Origin of the sequence: Pseudomonas sp. D1-1 (assembly GCF_051132225.1) — a bacterium.
Classification (GTDB): Bacteria; Pseudomonadota; Gammaproteobacteria; order Pseudomonadales; family Pseudomonadaceae; genus Aquipseudomonas.
On the sequence record NZ_CP071676.1, the window covers coordinates 5,540,042 to 5,558,028 of the forward strand.

General features: G+C 62.4%; 21 protein-coding genes. 14 read left to right on the plus strand and 7 right to left on the minus strand.

The features are described from left to right. Positions 1 to 14 precede the first annotated feature (14 nt). Together J3P86_RS25015 and J3P86_RS25020 are read left to right on the plus strand one after the other, a co-directional pair. Positions 15 to 1,019 (plus strand): aspartate carbamoyltransferase catalytic subunit, encoded by a 1,005-nt coding sequence (locus J3P86_RS25015; protein WP_003177495.1) that lies wholly within the window; start codon positions 15 to 17, stop codon positions 1,017 to 1,019. Continuing rightward, entirely contained in the window at positions 1,016 to 2,287 is a 1,272-nt protein-coding gene (locus J3P86_RS25020) for a dihydroorotase (RefSeq protein WP_434654974.1), read from the plus strand. The genes J3P86_RS25015 and J3P86_RS25020 overlap by 4 nt, the downstream gene beginning before the upstream one ends. A gap of 132 nt (positions 2,288 to 2,419) precedes the next feature. On the opposite strand, the gene J3P86_RS25025 is transcribed toward J3P86_RS25020, so the two are convergent. Next, entirely contained in the window at positions 2,420 to 2,848 is a 429-nt protein-coding gene (locus J3P86_RS25025) for an NINE protein (RefSeq protein ID WP_434571190.1), read from the minus strand. 249 nt (positions 2,849 to 3,097) lie between these two features. On the opposite strand from J3P86_RS25025, the gene J3P86_RS25030 reads away from it, so the two are divergent. Next, positions 3,098 to 3,709, plus strand: a complete 612-nt coding sequence (locus J3P86_RS25030; protein WP_305498175.1) for a C40 family peptidase — start codon at positions 3,098 to 3,100, stop codon at positions 3,707 to 3,709. Between the two features lie 42 nt (positions 3,710 to 3,751). Here the strand turns inward: J3P86_RS25030 and J3P86_RS25035 are convergent, their stop codons facing one another. Beyond that, positions 3,752 to 4,786: a type IV pilus twitching motility protein PilT gene (locus tag J3P86_RS25035; RefSeq protein ID WP_434571187.1), complete on the minus strand. Its 1,035-nt coding sequence runs from the start codon at positions 4,784 to 4,786 to the stop codon at positions 3,752 to 3,754. A gap of 55 nt (positions 4,787 to 4,841) precedes the next feature. Here J3P86_RS25035 and J3P86_RS25040 point away from each other — a divergent pair, with 55 nt between their 5' ends. The 9 genes from J3P86_RS25040 to J3P86_RS25080 all read left to right on the plus strand — a co-directional run bounded on the left by J3P86_RS25040 (position 4,842) and on the right by J3P86_RS25080 (position 11,597). Further along, on the plus strand, positions 4,842 to 5,534 hold the full coding sequence (locus J3P86_RS25040) for a YggS family pyridoxal phosphate-dependent enzyme (RefSeq protein ID WP_434627376.1): 693 nt from the start codon (positions 4,842 to 4,844) through the stop codon (positions 5,532 to 5,534). Between the two features lie 28 nt (positions 5,535 to 5,562). Continuing rightward, entirely contained in the window at positions 5,563 to 6,381 is an 819-nt protein-coding gene (gene proC, locus J3P86_RS25045; protein WP_434571183.1) for a pyrroline-5-carboxylate reductase, read from the plus strand. A 10-nt stretch (positions 6,382 to 6,391) separates the two neighbouring features. Then, positions 6,392 to 6,982: a YggT family protein gene (locus J3P86_RS25050; protein WP_434571181.1), complete on the plus strand. Its 591-nt coding sequence runs from the start codon at positions 6,392 to 6,394 to the stop codon at positions 6,980 to 6,982. A gap of 255 nt (positions 6,983 to 7,237) precedes the next feature. Then, positions 7,238 to 8,377 (plus strand): homoserine O-succinyltransferase MetX, encoded by a 1,140-nt coding sequence (gene metX / locus J3P86_RS25055; RefSeq protein WP_434627373.1) that lies wholly within the window; start codon positions 7,238 to 7,240, stop codon positions 8,375 to 8,377. A 7-nt stretch (positions 8,378 to 8,384) separates the two neighbouring features. After that, positions 8,385 to 9,005, plus strand: a complete 621-nt coding sequence (metW, locus tag J3P86_RS25060; protein WP_305498166.1) for a methionine biosynthesis protein MetW — start codon at positions 8,385 to 8,387, stop codon at positions 9,003 to 9,005. A 26-nt stretch (positions 9,006 to 9,031) separates the two neighbouring features. Beyond that, on the plus strand, positions 9,032 to 9,466 hold the full coding sequence (locus J3P86_RS25065) for a DUF4426 domain-containing protein (RefSeq protein ID WP_305498164.1): 435 nt from the start codon (positions 9,032 to 9,034) through the stop codon (positions 9,464 to 9,466). Further along, positions 9,463 to 10,059 (plus strand): RdgB/HAM1 family non-canonical purine NTP pyrophosphatase, encoded by a 597-nt coding sequence (gene rdgB / locus J3P86_RS25070; protein ID WP_186612071.1) that lies wholly within the window; start codon positions 9,463 to 9,465, stop codon positions 10,057 to 10,059. Before J3P86_RS25065 ends, rdgB begins: the two co-directional genes overlap by 4 nt. Then, complete coding sequence (gene hemW, locus J3P86_RS25075; protein ID WP_434627366.1) at positions 10,056 to 11,255, plus strand: radical SAM family heme chaperone HemW; 1,200 nt, start codon at positions 10,056 to 10,058, stop codon at positions 11,253 to 11,255. The genes rdgB and hemW overlap by 4 nt, the downstream gene beginning before the upstream one ends. 18 nt (positions 11,256 to 11,273) lie before the next feature. Beyond that, positions 11,274 to 11,597 (plus strand): DUF3392 domain-containing protein, encoded by a 324-nt coding sequence (locus tag J3P86_RS25080; RefSeq protein WP_014340681.1) that lies wholly within the window; start codon positions 11,274 to 11,276, stop codon positions 11,595 to 11,597. Between the two features lie 147 nt (positions 11,598 to 11,744). Here J3P86_RS25080 and trmB read toward each other — a convergent pair whose 3' ends face one another. From trmB to thiS, 3 genes are read right to left on the minus strand one after another with little or no spacing between them, the layout of a single operon-like run. Further along, positions 11,745 to 12,470: a tRNA (guanosine(46)-N7)-methyltransferase TrmB gene (trmB, locus tag J3P86_RS25085; protein ID WP_434699068.1), complete on the minus strand. Its 726-nt coding sequence runs from the start codon at positions 12,468 to 12,470 to the stop codon at positions 11,745 to 11,747. A 9-nt stretch (positions 12,471 to 12,479) separates the two neighbouring features. Further along, positions 12,480 to 13,274, minus strand: a complete 795-nt coding sequence (locus J3P86_RS25090) for a thiazole synthase (RefSeq protein WP_305498159.1) — start codon at positions 13,272 to 13,274, stop codon at positions 12,480 to 12,482. A 53-nt stretch (positions 13,275 to 13,327) separates the two neighbouring features. Next, positions 13,328 to 13,528: a sulfur carrier protein ThiS gene (gene thiS / locus J3P86_RS25095; protein WP_434654957.1), complete on the minus strand. Its 201-nt coding sequence runs from the start codon at positions 13,526 to 13,528 to the stop codon at positions 13,328 to 13,330. A 242-nt stretch (positions 13,529 to 13,770) separates the two neighbouring features. Between thiS and J3P86_RS25100 the strand changes: the two genes are divergently transcribed. Continuing rightward, positions 13,771 to 15,753, plus strand: a complete 1,983-nt coding sequence (locus J3P86_RS25100) for an acyltransferase family protein (protein ID WP_434699069.1) — start codon at positions 13,771 to 13,773, stop codon at positions 15,751 to 15,753. Between the two features lie 3 nt (positions 15,754 to 15,756). On the opposite strand, the gene J3P86_RS25105 is transcribed toward J3P86_RS25100, so the two are convergent. Next, positions 15,757 to 16,128 carry a DUF423 domain-containing protein gene (locus J3P86_RS25105; RefSeq protein WP_434654952.1) on the minus strand — a complete coding sequence of 124 codons (372 nt, stop codon included), beginning with the start codon at positions 16,126 to 16,128 and terminating at the stop codon, positions 15,757 to 15,759. A 73-nt stretch (positions 16,129 to 16,201) separates the two neighbouring features. Here J3P86_RS25105 and mtgA point away from each other — a divergent pair, with 73 nt between their 5' ends. Beyond that, entirely contained in the window at positions 16,202 to 16,924 is a 723-nt protein-coding gene (gene mtgA / locus J3P86_RS25110; RefSeq protein ID WP_434699070.1) for a monofunctional biosynthetic peptidoglycan transglycosylase, read from the plus strand. A gap of 194 nt (positions 16,925 to 17,118) precedes the next feature. On the opposite strand, the gene rpoH is transcribed toward mtgA, so the two are convergent. Next, entirely contained in the window at positions 17,119 to 17,973 is an 855-nt protein-coding gene (gene rpoH, locus J3P86_RS25115) for an RNA polymerase sigma factor RpoH (protein WP_305498153.1), read from the minus strand. Between the last annotated feature and the right edge of the window lie 14 nt (positions 17,974 to 17,987).

Genomic DNA, 17,987 nt, shown 5'->3' on the forward strand with positions numbered 1-17,987 from the left:
CAGAGTCCATCGCGATGACGCCTCTCGAAACCAAGCGCCCGCTGCAGCTCAACGATCAGGGCCAGCTGCGGCACTTCCTGTCCCTCGACGGCCTGCGCCGCGAGCTGCTGACAGAAATCCTCGACACCGCCGACTCGTTCCTCGAAGTCGGCGCCCGGGCGGTGAAAAAAGTCCCGTTGCTGCGCGGCAAGACCGTGTGCAACGTGTTCTTCGAAAACTCCACCCGCACCCGCACCACCTTCGAACTGGCGGCCCAGCGGCTGTCGGCGGACGTGATCACCCTGAACGTGTCGACATCCTCGGCGAGCAAGGGCGAAACCCTGCTCGACACGCTGCGCAACCTCGAAGCCATGGCCGCCGACATGTTCGTCGTGCGCCACGGCGACTCCGGCGCGGCGCATTTCATTGCCGAGCACGTGTGCCCGCAAGTGGCGATCATCAACGGTGGCGACGGCCGTCACGCTCATCCGACCCAGGGCATGCTGGACATGTTGACCATCCGTCGGCACAAAGGCAGCTTCGAGAACCTGTCGGTGGCCATCGTCGGCGACATCCTGCACTCGCGGGTGGCCCGCTCGAACATGCTCGCGCTCAAGACCCTCGGCTGTCCGGACATCCGCGTGATCGCGCCGAAAACCCTGCTGCCCATCGGCGTCGAGCAATACGGCGTGAAGGTCTACACCGACATGACCGAAGGCCTGAAGGATGTGGACGTGGTGATCATGCTGCGCCTGCAACGCGAACGCATGACCGGCGGCCTGCTGCCCAGCGAAGGCGAGTTCTACCGCCTGTTCGGCCTGACCACCGCGCGCCTGGCCGGCGCCAAGCCGGACGCCATCGTCATGCACCCGGGGCCGATCAATCGCGGCGTGGAGATCGAGTCGGCGGTGGCCGACGGGCCGCACTCGGTGATCCTCAACCAGGTGACCTACGGCATCGCCATCCGCATGGCCGTGCTGTCCATGGCCATGAGCGGGCAAACGGCCCAGCGCCAATTCGACCAGGAGAACGCCCAGTGAAGCTCAGCATTCTCGGCGCACGCGTGATCGATCCGGCCAGCGGCCTGGATCAAGTGACTGACATTCATATCGATGCCTGCAAGATCGTCGCGCTCGGCGCCGCACCGACAGGCTTTGTGGCGGCCGAGGTCCTTGACGCCCAAGGCCTGGTGGCCGCGCCCGGCCTGGTGGACCTGAACGTTGCCCTGCGCGAGCCGGGCTACAGCCGCAAAGGCAGCATCGTCAGCGAAACCCGCGCCGCCGCCGCTGGTGGCGTGACCAGCCTGTGCTGCCCGCCGCAAACCAAGCCGGTGCTGGACACCTCGGCCGTGGCCGAGCTGATCCTCGACCGCGCCCGCGAGGCCGGCAACACCAAGGTCTTCCCGATTGGCGCACTGAGCAAAGGCCTGGAAGGCGAACAACTGGCCGAACTCATCGCCCTGCGTGATGCCGGTTGCGTGGCGTTCGGCAACGGCCTCAACAGTTTCCGCAATACCCGGACCCTGTGCCGCGCCCTCGAATACGCGGCGACTTTCGGCCTGACGGTGATCTTCAACTCCCAGGACCATGACCTGGCCGAAGGTGGCCTGGCCCATGAAGGCCCGACCGCCAGTTTCCTCGGCTTGCCGGGCATCCCGGAAACCGCCGAGACCGTGGCCCTGGCCCGGGACCTGCTGTTGGTCGAGCAGAGCGGTGTACGCGCGCATTTCAGCCAACTGACCAGTGCCCGTGGCGCCGCGCTGATAGCCCAGGCCCAGGCCCGAGGCTTGCCGGTGACCGCCGATGTGGCGCTGTATCAGCTGATCCTGACCGACGAAGCGCTGATCGATTTCAACAGCGTCTATCACGTCCAGCCGCCGCTGCGCACACGCGCCGACCGCGACGGCTTGCGCGAGGCGGTGCAGTCCGGGGTGATCTCGGCCATTTCCAGCCATCACCAACCCCACGAGCGCGATGCCAAGCTGGCACCGTTCGGCGCCACCGAGCCGGGCATCAGCAGCGTTGAACTGCTGCTGCCGCTGGCCTTGACGCTGGTGGAAGACGGTTTGCTGGACCTGCCGACTCTGCTCGCACGCCTGAGCGCCGGCCCGGCCCAGGCGCTGCAGCTGCCAGCCGGGAAACTGGCGGTGGGCGCGCCGGCGGACCTGGTGCTGTTCGACCCGGCCGCCTCCACCGTGGCCGGCGAAGCCTGGCGTTCCAAGGGTGACAACTGCCCATTCCTCGGCCACAGCCTGCCGGGCGTGGTGCGCTACACCTTGATGGATGGGCGGATTACCCACCAGGCCTGACAAACCGCGTCGCCCTTTTCGCGAGCAGGCTCGCTCCCACAGGGATCTTCAGTGAACACATGATCTGTGGACACCTCGATCCAATGTGGGAGCGAGCCTGCTCGCGAATGCAGGCACCTCGACCTGACTGTCTTACTGGAAAGCCCCACGCTTCTGCGCATTACGAATCGACACCTGATCGTTTAGCGTCCAGAAGTCATACAGCACCCCCAGAAAAAACACCCCGCCAGTCAGCAGGTAGATGATCCCGCTGAGCCACTTGCCTTGATACATGCGATGCACGCCAAGCACCCCGAGAAACGTCAGCAGAATCCACGCCACGCTGTACTCGATCGGCCCCGGGGTGAAGCGCAGGTCGGCTTCGCGGTCCATGGCCGGAATCAGGAACAGGTCGATCAACCAACCGATACCCAGCAGCCCGAAGGTGAAGAACCAGATCGTGCCGGTGACCGGCTTGCCGTAATAGAAACGGTGAGCGCCGGTAAAACCGAGAATCCACAACAGATACCCGATGACTTTGCTGTGGGTATCGCGGATTGCGCCCTGTTGATAGCTGTTCATGAATGGCCTCTTTTGCCTCGATAGAAAAATTTGTTCGGATCTTTTGTGACTTCTACATGTCTCGCCGACAAGCGGTCATGAACGACTCGCGTCGGGGAAACGCCCGGATTACGGGGACCCTGTCGGACAATCGGGTCAAATTGTCGCAATTATGCGGCGTTCACGCTGGGTTCCGGATCGACAAACGGCCTCGGAAAGGCGAAAAAAGCTGTTATAAAGTTGCGCGCTAACCTTTATGAGCCCTGCCTAATGCGTCCATTTTTCAAGACATGGCTGACCATTTGCCTATTATTGCCACTGGCCGCCCACGCCACCAATCGTGAGCAACGTCTTCCGAACATCAACGGCTATACGCCCAAATCCCACGTTTCTGCTCCATCGAGCAAAAACAGGCAAAGCGTCCAGCGTGTAAGTAACGCTCACAGCCGGCTGGTGCCGCCCATGGCGACCAAGACGACCAGCAATGTGCTGAGCCGCGCCGTGAATGTACTGGGCACACCTTACCGTTGGGGCGGCAGCAGCCCAAGTAAAGGTTTCGATTGCAGTGGTCTGGTGAAATACGCGTTCAATGACGCCACGTTCGACCTGCCGCGTACCTCCAATGCGATGGCTGCCGGCCATGGCGAGAAAGTCGAGCGCAAGGACCTCAAGCCCGGCGACCTGATTTTCTTCAAGCTCAAGAGCCGTCGGGTCAACCACGTAGCCATCTACCTGGGCAACGACCGCTTCATCCACGCCCCGCGCCGAGGCAAGTCGGTGACCATCGACACCCTGAACAAGCCGTACTGGAACACCCATTACGTGGTTGCCAAGCGCGTGCTGCCGAAAGAGCCGGGGGCGATGCGCGTGGTTCAGCGCTAAGCTGAAGTCAGGCCCCTTGTGGCGAGGGTTCTCCTTACTCCTCTAAAAATTATCCGGCGTACGCGCCCGCTCTCGCGCGTGCTCGCGGCTGATCAGGCCCTTGCTCACCAGATCCTTCAGGCACATGTCCAGCGTCTGCATCCCCAGCGAGCCGCCGGTCTGGATCGATGAATACATCTGCGCGATCTTGTCTTCGCGGATCAGGTTGCGGATCGCCGAAGTGCCCAGCATGATCTCGTGCGCCGCGATGCGGCCGCCGCCAATCTTCTTGACCAGCGTCTGGGAAATCACCGCCTGAAGCGACTCCGACAGCATCGAGCGGACCATCGACTTCTCGTCGCCAGGAAACACGTCCACTACCCGGTCAATGGTCTTGGCCGCCGACGTGGTGTGCAGGGTGCCAAACACCAAGTGCCCGGTTTCGGCGGCGGTCAGCGCCAGCCGGATGGTCTCCAGGTCGCGCATCTCCCCCACCAGGATCACGTCCGGGTCCTCCCGCAGGGCCGAACGCAGCGCCGTGGAGAAACCCTGGGTATCGCGATGCACCTCACGCTGGTTGATCAGACACTTGCGCGGTTCATGCACGAATTCGATGGGGTCTTCGATGGTGAGGATGTGATGGTGCTTGTGGCTGTTCAGATAGTCGATCATGGCCGCCAGGGTGGTCGACTTGCCCGAGCCGGTCGGCCCGGTTACCAACACCAGCCCGCGAGGAACCTCGGTGATCTTGCGAAACACCTCGCCCATCCCCAGGTCTTCCATGGTCAGGACTTTTGAGGGAATAGTCCGGAACACTGCCCCCGCGCCCCGATTCTGGTTGAAGGCATTGACTCGAAATCGCGCCACGCCGGGTACATCGAAGGAAAAATCGGTTTCCAGAAACTTCTCGTAATCCACTCGTTGGCGGTCGTTCATGATGTCGTAGATCAGTTCATGAACCTGCTTGTGGTCCAGCGCCGGCAGGTTGATCCGCCGTACATCGCCGTCCACGCGGATCATCGGCGGCAGCCCGGCGGACAGGTGCAGGTCCGACGCCCCCTGTTTGGCGCTGAACGCCAGCAATTCAGTGATATCCATAGCGCTCCTCAATTCCAGTAGAATGCCGCGAACCTCAGACCGCTGGCCTCTCTTTATGACCACCATAGCAGACAACATTGCTCAGGTTAGATCGCGCATCCATGCCGCGGAGCAGGCCGCCCAGCGCCCAGGACACAGCGTCCAGCTGCTGGCGGTGAGCAAGACCAAGCCGGCCCAGGCCCTGCGCGAAGCCCATGCCGCAGGCCTGCGGGATTTCGGCGAGAACTACCTGCAGGAAGCGCTGGGCAAGCAGGCCGAACTGACCGACCTGCCCTTGATCTGGCACTTCATCGGCCCCATTCAATCGAACAAGACGCGTGCTATCGCCGAACATTTCGACTGGGTGCACTCCGTGGATCGCCTGAAAATTGCCCAACGCCTGTCCGAGCAGCGCCCGGCCGACCTGCCGCCGCTGAACATCTGCATCCAGGTCAACGTCAGCGGTGAAGCCAGCAAGTCCGGCTGCACGCCAGCGGACCTGCCCGCCCTCGCCAATGCCATCAGCACGCTGCCTCATCTCAAGTTGCGTGGGTTGATGGCGATTCCCGAACCAACCGACGATCGCGCCGAACAGGATGCAGCTTTCGCCAAGGTTCAACAGCTGCAAGCCAGCCTGGACCTGCCGCTGGACACGTTGTCCATGGGCATGAGCCATGACCTTGAATCCGCCATTGCCCAAGGCGCCACCTGGGTGCGCATCGGCACAGCGCTGTTTGGGGCGCGTGACTACGGCCAAGCGCCCATCTGACTCACTTATCTCTTTATAAGGACCTGTCATGAGTAACACGCGTATTGCCTTCATCGGCGCCGGCAACATGGCCGCCAGCCTGATCGGCGGCCTGCGGGCCAAGGGCCTGGACGCATCCATGATCCGCGCCAGCGATCCGGGTGAAGAGACCCGCAAGCGGGTGAGCGCCGAGCACGGCGTCGAAACCTTCGCCGACAACGCCCAGGCCATCGAGGGTGTGGACGTCATCGTGCTGGCCGTCAAGCCGCAAGCAATGAAGTCCGTGTGCGAGGCACTTCGGCCGCACCTCAAGCCTCATCAATTGGTGGTGTCGATCGCCGCCGGCATTACCTGCGCCAGCATGAATAACTGGCTCGGCGCCCAGCCGATCGTGCGCTGCATGCCCAACACCCCGGCACTGCTGCGCCAGGGCGTCAGCGGCCTGTTCGCCACCGCACAGGTGAGCGCCGAACAACGCCAGCAGGCTGAACAGTTGCTGTCAGCCGTGGGCCTGGCGCTGTGGCTGGACACCGAGCAGCAACTGGACGCGGTCACCGCTGTCTCCGGCTCGGGCCCGGCGTATTTTTTCCTGCTGATCGAAGCCATGACCGCCGCCGGAGAAAAACTCGGTCTGAGCCGCGAGATCGCTGCCCAACTGACCTTGCAGACTGCTCTCGGCGCCGCTCACATGGCGGTGTCCAGCGATGTCGATGCAGCGGAATTGCGTCGCCGCGTGACCTCGCCGGCCGGCACCACCGAAGCGGCCATCAAATCATTCCAGGCCGGGGGCTTCGAAGCCCTGGTGGAAAAAGCACTCGGCGCCGCCGCGCACCGCTCGGCCGAAATGGCCGAACAACTGGGCCAATAAGGAGCCATTCATGATTGGATTGAACACTGCAGCGGTCTACGTCCTGCAAACCCTCGGCAGCCTGTACCTGCTGATCGTGCTGATGCGCTTCGTGCTGCAACTGGTGCGCGCCAACTTCTACAACCCGCTGTGCCAGTTCGTCGTCAAGGCGACCCAACCGCTGCTCAAGCCCCTGCGCCGGATCATCCCGAGCCTGTTCGGCCTGGACATGTCGTCGCTGGTGCTGGCGATCCTCGTGCAACTGGCGCTGATGGCCCTGACTCTGCTGCTGACCTACGGCACCACCGGCAACCCGCTGCAATTGCTGATCTGGTCGCTCATTGGCGTCGCCGCGCTGTTTTTGAACATCTTCTTCTTTGCCATGATCATCAGTGTGATCCTGTCCTGGGTCGCGCCGGGCAGCCACAACCCGGGCGCCGAGCTGGTGAACCAGATCTGCGAGCCGGCCCTGGCGCCGTTCCGCCGCATCGTGCCGAACCTCGGCGGCCTGGATATCTCGCCGATCCTGGCGTTCATGGTGATCAAGCTGATCGACATGCTGGTGATCAACAACCTGGCGGCGATGACCATGATGCCGGAGATCTTGCGGGTGTTAATCTGACTTGCACCGCAACCGTGGCGAGGGAGCTTGCTCCCGCTGGGCTGCGTGAAGCAGCCCCAAACCAGGCGCCACCGTCTGCCAGACAGTCCCGGGCAGCAGGTTTCAGGGCCGCTTCGCGCTGGAGCGCCAGCCCGGCCCAGCGAGAGCAAGCGCCTTCGCCACGGGATTAATCGGCGGTAATCTACCCCACCCTTTGCTTGCCGCTAACCCCAGCGGTCTTTAGACTTACGCCTCATTTCAACGAGAGCAGGGTCGATGCCAGCTGCCTTTCCCCCCGATTCCGTTGGTCTGGTGACGCCGCAAATGGCGCATTTCAGCGAGCCCCTGGCCCTGGCCTGCGGTCGTTCGTTGCCAGCCTATGACCTGATCTACGAAACCTATGGCACCCTCAATGCCACGGCGAGCAATGCCGTGCTGATCTGCCACGCCCTGTCGGGGCACCACCACGCCGCCGGCTACCACAGCGTCGACGATCGCAAGCCTGGCTGGTGGGACAGTTGCATCGGCCCCGGCAAGCCCATCGACACGAACAAGTTCTTCGTGGTCAGCCTGAACAACCTCGGTGGTTGCAACGGCTCCACCGGTCCCAGCAGCATCAACCCGGACACCGGTAAGCCGTTCGGCGCCGATTTCCCGGTGCTGACCGTGGAAGACTGGGTCCACAGCCAGGCACGCCTGGCCGACCGCCTCGGTATCGCACAATGGGCGGCGGTGATCGGCGGCAGCCTCGGCGGCATGCAGGCGCTGCAATGGACCATCACCTACCCGGACCGCGTGCGCCACTGCCTGGCGATCGCCTCGGCGCCCAAGCTGTCGGCCCAGAACATCGCGTTCAACGAAGTGGCGCGCCAGGCGATCCTCACCGACCCCGAATTCCACGGCGGTTCGTTCCAGGAGCACGGCGTGATTCCCAAGCGCGGGCTGATGCTGGCGCGGATGGTCGGTCACATCACCTACCTGTCCGACGATTCCATGGGCGAAAAATTCGGCCGTGGGCTCAAGAGCGAGAAGCTCAACTACGATTTCCACAGCGTCGAGTTCCAGGTGGAAAGCTACCTGCGCTACCAGGGCGAGGAGTTTTCCGGGCGCTTCGACGCCAACACCTACCTGCTGATGACCAAGGCTTTAGACTACTTCGATCCGGCGGCGAACTTCGACGATAACCTGGCGAAAACCTTCGCCAACGCCACCGCCAGGTTCTGCGTGATGTCGTTCACCACCGACTGGCGTTTCTCCCCGGCCCGCTCCCGGGAACTGGTGGACGCGCTGATGGCCGCGCGCAAGGACGTCTGCTACCTGGAAATCGACGCGCCCCAGGGCCACGACGCCTTTCTGATTCCGATCCCGCGCTACCTGCAGGCGTTCGGCAACTACATGAACCGTATTACGCTGTGAGGACGCCATGAGAGCCGATCTGGACATCATCCAGGAATGGATCCCCGCCGGCAGCCGCGTGCTCGACCTGGGCTGCGGCAACGGCGAACTGCTGACCTGGCTGCGCGACAACAAACAAGTCACCGGCTACGGGCTGGAAAACGACCCGGACAACATCGCCGAGTGCGTGGCCAAGGGCATCAATGTCATCGAGCAGGACCTGGACAAGGGCCTGGGCAACTTCGCCAGCAACAGCTTCGACATCGTGGTCATGACCCAGGCCCTGCAAGCCGTGCATTACCCGGACAAGATTCTCGACGAAATGCTCCGTGTCGGCCGCCAGTGCATCATCACCTTCCCCAATTTCGGCCATTGGCGCTGCCGCTGGTACCTGGCGAGCAAGGGGCGGATGCCGGTCTCGGAATTCCTGCCGTACACCTGGTACAACACGCCGAACATCCATTTCTGCACCTTCGAGGATTTCGAAGAACTGTGCCGCGAACGCAAGGCCAAGGTCATCGATCGCCTGGCGGTGGACCAGCAGCACCGCCACGGGTGGGCCAGCAAGCTATGGCCTAATCTCTTAGGTGAAATAGGCATCTATCGGGTCAGCAGCCCGGGCCTCGCCGACCACAAGGTCGCGGTATAAGCACCGGCCTTTTTCAGGAGCACGACATGAAACGTCTAGCGTTGTTCTTAATCACCACCTGCCTGAGCGTGGGCGCCATGGCTGCCGACGTCATCAAGGCCGAGCGCAAGGAAGTGTTCGGTGACGTGACCGTGCACTACAACACGTTCAATTCCACCTTCCTGACACCCGACATCGCCAAGGCCGCCGAGCTGATCCGCAGCAAGAACCAGGGCGTGATCAATGTCTCGGTGCTCAAGGGTGGCAAGCCACTGATCGCCCAGGTCAGCGGCACGGTGAAGGACCTGACCAGCAAGACAGTCACCCTCACCTTCCGCCAGGTTACCGAACCAGGCGCGATCTATTACATTGCCCAGTATCCAGTGGACCAGCAGGAAACCCGGACTTTCGAGATCAAGGTGCAGACCGGCGACAAGATCAACACCATCAACTTCAACCAGGAACTGTTCCCGGGCCAATGATGAACCTCACCCAACTCGTGCTGGCCAGCCACAACGCCGGCAAACTCAAGGAACTCCAGGCCATGCTCGGCGGATCGGTGCAACTGCGCTCGATCGGGGAATTCAGCCAGGTCGAGCCGGAAGAAACCGGCCTGTCATTCGTCGAGAATGCCATCCTCAAGGCCCGCAATGCCGCGCGTATTTCCGGGCTGCCGGCGCTGGCCGATGACTCCGGTCTGGCGGTTGATTTCCTCGGCGGCGCACCGGGCATCTACTCGGCCCGTTACGCCGATGGCAAAGGTGATGCGGCAAACAACGCCAAGCTGCTTGAAGCCCTCAAGGATGTGCCCGAGGCCGAACGCGGCGCACAGTTCGTTTGTGTGCTGGCCCTGGTGCGCCACGCCGACGACCCGTTGCCGATCCTCTGCGAAGGCTTGTGGCACGGGCGCATCCTTACCGAGGCCAGCGGCGAGCACGGCTTTGGCTATGACCCATTGTTCTGGGTACCCGAACGCAACTGTTCCAGCGCCGAGCTGGGGCCGGTGGAGAAAAATCAACTGAGCCACCGCGCCCGCGCCATGGCCCTGCTGCGTCAACGCCTGGGCCTGCAATGATCGACGACGCTCCCGCACCGCTGATTCATGGCGGTGTACAAACACCCCGGGCGCCGCTACCGGAGCTGCCGCCCCTGGCGCTGTATATCCACATCCCGTGGTGCGTGCGCAAATGCCCGTATTGCGATTTCAACTCCCACACCGCCAGCCCGCAGTTGCCGGAAGAGGAGTATGTCGACGCTCTGCTGGCCGACCTCGACCAGGATCTGCACGCGGTTCATGGTCGGCCGTTGAGCTCGATCTTTTTTGGTGGCGGTACCCCGAGCTTGTTCAGCGCCCGGGCCCTGGGCCGATTGCTCAAGGGTGTCGAGGCGCGGATAGCGTTCGCCCACGACATTGAAATCACCCTGGAAGCCAACCCCGGCACGTTCGAGCAGGAAAAATTCATCGCCTACCGAGCGTTGGGCATCAATCGCCTGTCCATCGGTATCCAGAGCTTCCAACAGGCCAAGCTTGAGGCCCTGGGGCGGATCCATAACGGTGACGAGGCGGTGCGCGCCGCCGGTATGGCTCGCCAGGCCGGCTTCGACAACTTCAACCTGGACCTGATGCATGGGCTGCCCGACCAGTCTCTCGACGACGCTTTGAGCGACCTGCGCCAGGCCATCGCCTTGAAGCCAACCCACCTGTCCTGGTACCAACTGACGCTGGAGCCGAACACGGTGTTCTGGAACCAGCCGCCGACCTTGCCGGAAGACGATACGCTGTGGGACATCCAGGAAGCCGGGCAAGCGCTGCTCGCCGAGCATGGCTACGCCCAGTACGAAGTCTCGGCCTATGCCCTGCCCGGCCGGGCGGCGCGACATAATCTCAATTATTGGAGCTTCGGCGACTTCATCGGTATCGGTGCCGGTGCCCACGGCAAGCTCAGCCATCCGGACGGACGCATAGTACGCACCTGGAAGACCCGCTTGCCGAAGGATTACCTCAACCCGGCCAAGCGCTTCCTGGCCGGGGAAAAGAGCCTCGCCAACGAAGAGCTGCCTTTCGAGTTCCTGATGAACGCGCTGCGCCTCACCGAAGGCGTACCGTCGCGGCTGTATCCGCAGCGCACCGGGCTGACCCTGGAAAGCCTGGCCGAAGGCCGGCGCGAAGCCGAACAAAGCGGGTTGTTGCAGGTCGAACCGTCACGTCTGGCGGCGACCGAGCGCGGACAGCTGTTTCTCAACGACCTGCTGCAAAAATTTCTGAGCTGATCAAAACAAGGAAATCGAATGGATCTGGTACTCGACCTGCTCGCCACCGTGTCCCGCTGGAGCCGCAGCAACCTGTCGGAAATCTCCCTGGCACTGGTAGGCTGCCTGCTGGTGTTGTTTGGCGCTGACATCAAGGGCTGGGTCGAACAACGCCTGGGCAGCATCGCCGGCGCCTTGCGCGTCCCGCTGATCGCCCTGCTGTGCATGATCGGCAGCGGCGCCGCGCTGATCTACGCCACGCCGTGGATCGTCCGGGGCTTGAGCCAGTTCAACAACTACAGCCTCGCGCCGGTGTTGCTGGTGGTTTTGGTGCTGATCGGCGTCGTGGCGGATCGGCGCTGAACCCCGCCAACACTGCAAAATAAATGTGGGAGCGAGCTTGCTCGCGATGAGGCCATAACATTCAACATTATGGTTGACTGCCAGGCCGCCATCGCGAGCAAGCTCGCTCCCACAAGGGGTCCCATTTCACCATGGGTCTTCTAGTGTTTACGCCAACTTCTCGAACTTCAAATCCCAGACCCCATGCCCGAGCCGTTCGCCACGGCGTTCGAACTTGGTAATCGGCCGTTCCGCCGGACGCGGGACGTAGCGGCCATCTTCGGCCAGGTTGCGGTAGCCCGGCGCGACGCTCATCACTTCCAGCATGTATTCGGCGTACGGCTCCCAGTCGGTGGCCATGTGCAGCACACCGCCGACCTTCAACTTGCTGCGCACCAGTTCAGCGAACGATGCCTGGACGATCCGGCGCTTGTGGTGGCGACTCTTGTGCCACGGGTCCGGGAAAAACAGCATCAGCCGGTCGAGACTGTTGTCGGCCACGCAGCGGTTGAGCACTTCGATGGCGTCGCAATCGTAGACCCGCAGGTTGGTCAGACCTTGAGTCAGTACGCCGTTGAGCAACGCACCGACACCCGGACGGTGCACTTCCACGCCGATGAAATCCTGGTCCGGCGCGGCCGCGGCCATTTCCAGCAGCGAATGGCCCATGCCGAAGCCGATTTCCAGCGAGCGTGGCGCCGAGCGGCCGAACACCTGGTCGAAGTCCACCGGCGCGTCGGCCAGCGGCAGAACATACAACGGCGCACCCTGCTCCAGGCCGCGTTGCTGGCCTTCAGTCATGCGCCCGGCGCGCATCACGAAACTCTTGATGCGGCGGTGCTGGCGCTCTTCGCCTTCTTCCGGGAGGACCGGCGTGTCGTTCGATTCAGTCATCAATGGCTCTTACTTGATCAGACCATCCAGCGGCGAGGATGCGCTGGCATAGAGTTTTTTCGGCATGCGCCCGGCCAGGTAGGCCAGGCGACCGGCAACGATGGCGTGTTTCATGGCTTCGGCCATCAGGACCGGCTGCTGGGCGTGGGCGATGGCGGAGTTCATCAGCACCGCTTCACAACCCAGTTCCATGGCGATGGTGGCATCGGAGGCGGTGCCGACACCGGCATCCACCAGCACCGGGATCTTCGCTTCTTCAAGGATGATCTGCAGGTTGTACGGGTTGCAGATCCCCAGGCCCGTGCCGATCAGCCCGGCCAGCGGCATGACCGCGATGCAGCCGATTTCCGCCAGCTGACGAGCTATGATCGGGTCATCGCTGGTGTAGACCATCACGTCGAAACCTTCCTTGACCAGGGTTTCTGCGGCCTTGAGGGTTTCGATCACGTTGGGGAACAGGGTTTTCTGGTCCGCCAGCACTTCCAGCTTCACCAGGTTGTGACCGTCGAGCAGCTCACGGGCCAGGCGGCAGGTGCGCACAGCCTCGATGGCGTCGAAGCAACCGGCGGTGTTCGGCAGGATGGTGTAGCGATCCGGCGGCAGGATATCCAGCAGGTTCGGTTCGCCCGGATTCTGGCCAATGTTGGTCCGACGCACGGCGACGGTCACAATCTCGGCACCCGAAGCTTCAATGGCCTGGCGGGTCTCTTCCATGTCGCGGTACTTGCCGGTGCCTACCAGCAGACGCGACTGGTAAGTACGACCGGCCAGGACGAAGGGCTTGTCGCTACGAACGATGCTCATGGGAAATCCTCTGTTGGGGTGAGGTTCTTGCGAATGCTGCGAAATCGCGGCGACTAACCGCCGCCGATGGCGTGGACCACTTCGACACTGTCGCCGTCGTTCAACATGGTGTCGGCGTGCTGGCTGCGCGGGACGATATCCAGGTTGAGCTCCACCGCGACGCGGCGTCCGGTGAGTTCCAGACGGGTCAGCAGGGCCGCGACGGTTTCGCCGTCGGGCAGTTCAAGGGGTTCGCCGTTCAACTGAATGCGCATGCCGGATGCCGCCATCATTTTTAGGGGCTGGCATTCTAGCCCGATCAGTCTGGACGACCCAAGCCATTCGTCATGAAATGGACCAGCCGGTCAGCCCGGCCTCCAGGCGGCGTCCGTGCGAAGAGCCGTGGGCGTTTGAAGCCTCGGACTGATTCCGCAACAAATGCGCCGCCCAGGCAGCGCTGGTCCGGTCTATATTTTCGGTCCCGCATGGACGCATCTATCAAGCACAAGGAGGACCTGTGCCCAGCGTCCATACAATGCCAAACATCCCCGCTATCGATGGCCTGCGCGCCGTCGCTGTCCTGAGCGTGATCATTTTCCATGCCGATTTCCTGAAACTGCCCGGAGGTTTCACCGGGGTCGACATGTTCTTCGTCATCTCGGGCTACGTCATCAGCCAATCGTTATACACCCGCTCCGACATGAGCTTTTCGGCTTACCTGGCGGACTTCTACCGGCGACGCTTCCTGCGCATCGTCCCGGCCCTGCTGGTGGTTCTGGTGGCGTGCGCCCTGGTCTCGGCGATGTTCGTACCCCAGGCCTGGCTCAGTGCGCAGAATGATCAAACCGGACTGGCGGCCTACTTCGGCCTGAGCAACTTCACGCTGGCGTGGAACACCGACACCTACTTCTCGCCGGCCGCCCAGCTCAATCCCTATACCCACACCTGGACGCTGGCCGTCGAAGAGCAGTTCTACCTGGTTTTTCCCCTGGTCTACTTCGTCTGGCTGCGTTTTCGCCAACGACACAGTCTCGCCTGGGCCTTGCTGCCCTTGCTCGCGCTGGCCTCGCTGGCATTCAGCGTGGTGCAGACAGAGCAAAGCCCTCTCGAAGCGTTTTACCTGTTACCCAGCCGATTCTGGGAACTGGCATCCGGGGCGGTCCTCTTTCAACTGGTGGCCACAGGACGCTTGCAACTGACCTCTGCGGCGACGCCTGCCGTGCTGTTCGCTGGGCTCGCCCTGGTGTCAGGCGGGTTGATTTTCGCCGACGCGAAACACTTTCCGTTTCCCTGGGCCGTGCTGACCGTCGCTGGCACCCTGCTGGCCCTGGCGGCCGTAGTACAGAAAACCAATACCCCCTCGCTGCTGCGTCTTTTGCAATCGAAACCCGCGACCTATGTCGGTCGGTTGTCCTACTCGCTTTACCTTTGGCATTGGCCGGTGCTGGTGTTCCTGCGCTGGACCATTGGCCTTGAGCAACTCGCCATACAGCTGGCCTATCCAGTAATCGTCGCGGCACTCGCTGCCGCCTCCTATCACTGGGTCGAGACACCGCTGCGCACCGGCCGGTCGCTTTTTCAACGCCGCGCCTGGATCACCATTGCCTCATGCCTGGCGGCGCTCGGCCTGTCCTGGTCAGGTGCTCGCTGGATGAGTGAAAATCCTGAGGTACTGTCGCTGAGCCAGACCAGCGACACCTATACCTGGTTTTCCAGGAAATTACCGCAAGGACCGGCCAGCGAGCCGATCAGCGACCCATCGCTGCAAGGCCGCCAACTGTTCGTGTTCGGCGATTCGCACGCGGCGGCATACCGCACCCTGCTGAGCCTCGTCTCGCGACAGCTGGGTATCAGCGTTGTGGAATACGAGCGCGGCGGCTGCGCGGTGGTCAGCCTCATGGCACCCGACCCACAAGGCGCCTGCACCCGAGCCAGGAATGAAGCCCTGCGTGACATCGAAGCGCGGGCAAAACCCGGCGATATCGTTTTCCTCGCCTCCCTGCGGATGCCGGAACTGGCAGGGCGCGACTGGGTACGTGGCGATGAAAGCGTGCTAAGCGAGGCCCTCGCCGAACTGTCCCCAGAGCAGGTCGACGGAGCCCGCCGCAGCGCAGAAGCAACGCTGAAGCGGCTGATGAATGCCGAGGTGCGGGTACTGATCGATGCCCCCATGCCGCTGTTCAAGTCGCCAGCCTACCGCTGCTCGGACTGGTTCAACCGGATGAATCCGATCTGCGCGCCTGGTTTCACCGTCGAGCGGGATCAGATCGAGCAGCTGCGAGCGCCACAAATGGCTTTGCTGAAGCATTTAACCCTTGAGTATCCGCTGCTTCGCGTCTGGGATCCGCTGCCGCTGCTGTGCCCAGGCTCCACTTGCTCGGCTTACGACGACGGTCAACCACTTTTCCGCGACGGCGATCACCTTAGCGGATACGGTAACCGCCTCCTCGCGCCATCGTTCATCCAGGTCCTGCTCAATGGCTGGAGGCGCGCGACGTGACCGTCAGGCCAGACGCCAGGCGGCAAGACCGAGGAAAAGCCAACCCAGCAGAAACGCCACACCACCGAACGGCGTGATGATGCCCAGCTTGCTGATGCCCGTAAGCGTCAACAGATACAGGCTGCCAGAGAACAACAGGATACCGATGACAAAGGAAATACCGGCCCAGGTGACGATACGCCCGGGAATGTGCGTGGCCAGCAATGCGACGCCGAACAGCGCCAGGGTGTGCACCAGTTGGTAGGTGACGCCAGTGTGGAAAATCGCCAGGTAATCGGCGCTCAGACGGCTTTTCAGACCATGGGCGGCGAATGCTCCCAGCGCTACGCCGGTGAAACCGAAAAAAGCCGCCAGCATCAGAAAGCTACGCAACATGGGAACTCCAGTCAGACTCGGGGGACAGGGTCTGTATAATGGCCCGCTCGACGGGTTCGGCCAAGCCATCTCTATGCTGCGTACATTGTTTCGACGATTCGTTAAAGCCCTGCTCTGGTTCGCCGTCGGCAGCGTTGCGCTGGTGCTGCTGTTTCGCGTGGTACCGCCACCGTTCACCGCGCTGATGATCGAGCGCAAGGTCGAATCCTGGTTCGGCGGCGAGCCGATCGACCTGCAGCGCGACTGGCAGCCCTGGGACCAGATCTCCAATAACCTTAAAATCGCGGTGATTGCCGGCGAGGATCAGAAGTTTCCCGAGCACTGGGGCTTTGACATCGGCGCGATCCAGGCGGCGTTTGCCCATAACGGGCGCGGCGGCTCGATTCGCGGCGCCAGTACCCTCAGCCAGCAAGTCTCCAAGAACCTGTTTCTGTGGTCGGGCCGCAGCTGGCTGCGCAAAGGGCTGGAGGCGTGGTTCACCGCGCTGATCGAAGTGTTCTGGCCCAAGCAACGGATTCTCGAGGTGTACCTCAACAGTGTCGAGTGGGACGACGGCGTGTTCGGGGCTGAAGCGGCCGCGCGGCATCATTTTCGTGTAAGCGCCGGGGCCTTGTCCCGGCAACAGGCCAGCCTGCTGGCGGCGGTACTGCCCAACCCGCGGGTCTGGAGTGCTAGCCGGCCGAGCCCCTACATATTGCGACGCGCCAGCTGGATCCGGCAGCAGATGAGCCAGTTGGGCGGTGATGGTTATCTGCTGGAGCTTGACCGCGCGCGCCGCGCGCCGTGGGCTCGGTAGTCAAGAACGCTGAAGAGCCACTGTGGGAGCGAGCCTGCTCGCGAATGCTGGGTATCAGAACATAAATGTGGGCTGACACACCGCATTCGCGAGCAGGCTCGCTCCTACAATAGGGCGCATCGAGTCCAGCATCACACAAACAAAAACGCCCCGATCATCACTGATCGGGGCGTTTTTCATGCCGGTAACGCGGGTCAAGCCGCGATCGACACCTTGAGCTTGTTCATCGCACTTTTCTCAAGCTGGCGAATTCGCTCGGCCGACACGTTGTACTTCTGCGCCAGGTCGTGCAGCGTGGCCTTCTCTTCAGCCAGCCAGCGCTGATAAAGAATGTCACGGCTGCGCGCGTCCAGCACTTCCAGCGCTTCGTGCAGGTTGGTGTTGGAGTTGTCGCTCCAATCAGCGTCTTCCAGTTGACGCGCCGGGTCGTACCGGTGGTCTTCCAGGTAGTTGGCCGGCGATTGGAAAGCGCTGTCGTCGTCGGCCTCGGCGGCCGGGTCGAAGGCCATGTCATGGCCGGTCAGGCGGCTTTCCATCTCGCGCACTTCCCGAGGCTCTACGCCCAGGCTTTCAGCCACGCGATTGACTTCTTCGTTGTTCAGCCAGGCCAGACGTTTCTTCTGGCTGCGCAGGTTGAAGAACAGCTTGCGCTGGGCCTTGGTGGTCGCGACTTTCACAATGCGCCAGTTGCGCAGGATGAACTCGTGGATTTCCGCCTTGATCCAGTGCACGGCGAACGATACCAGCCGCACGCCCATTTCAGGGTTGAACCGCTTGACCGCCTTCATCAGGCCGACGTTGCCTTCCTGGATCAGGTCGGCCTGGGCCAGCCCGTAGCCGGAATAGCTGCGGGCGATATGTACGACAAAACGCAGGTGGGCGAGCACCATCTGCCGAGCCGCCTCAAGATCCTGCTCATAATAGAGACTCTCGGCCAGTTCACGCTCCTGCTCGGGCGTCAGCAATGGAATGCTGTTCACCGTGTGCACATAGGCCTCAAGGTTCGCACCCGGGACTAGAGCATAAGCAGGTTGCAAAGAAGTGGTCATACGAAAAAACCTCC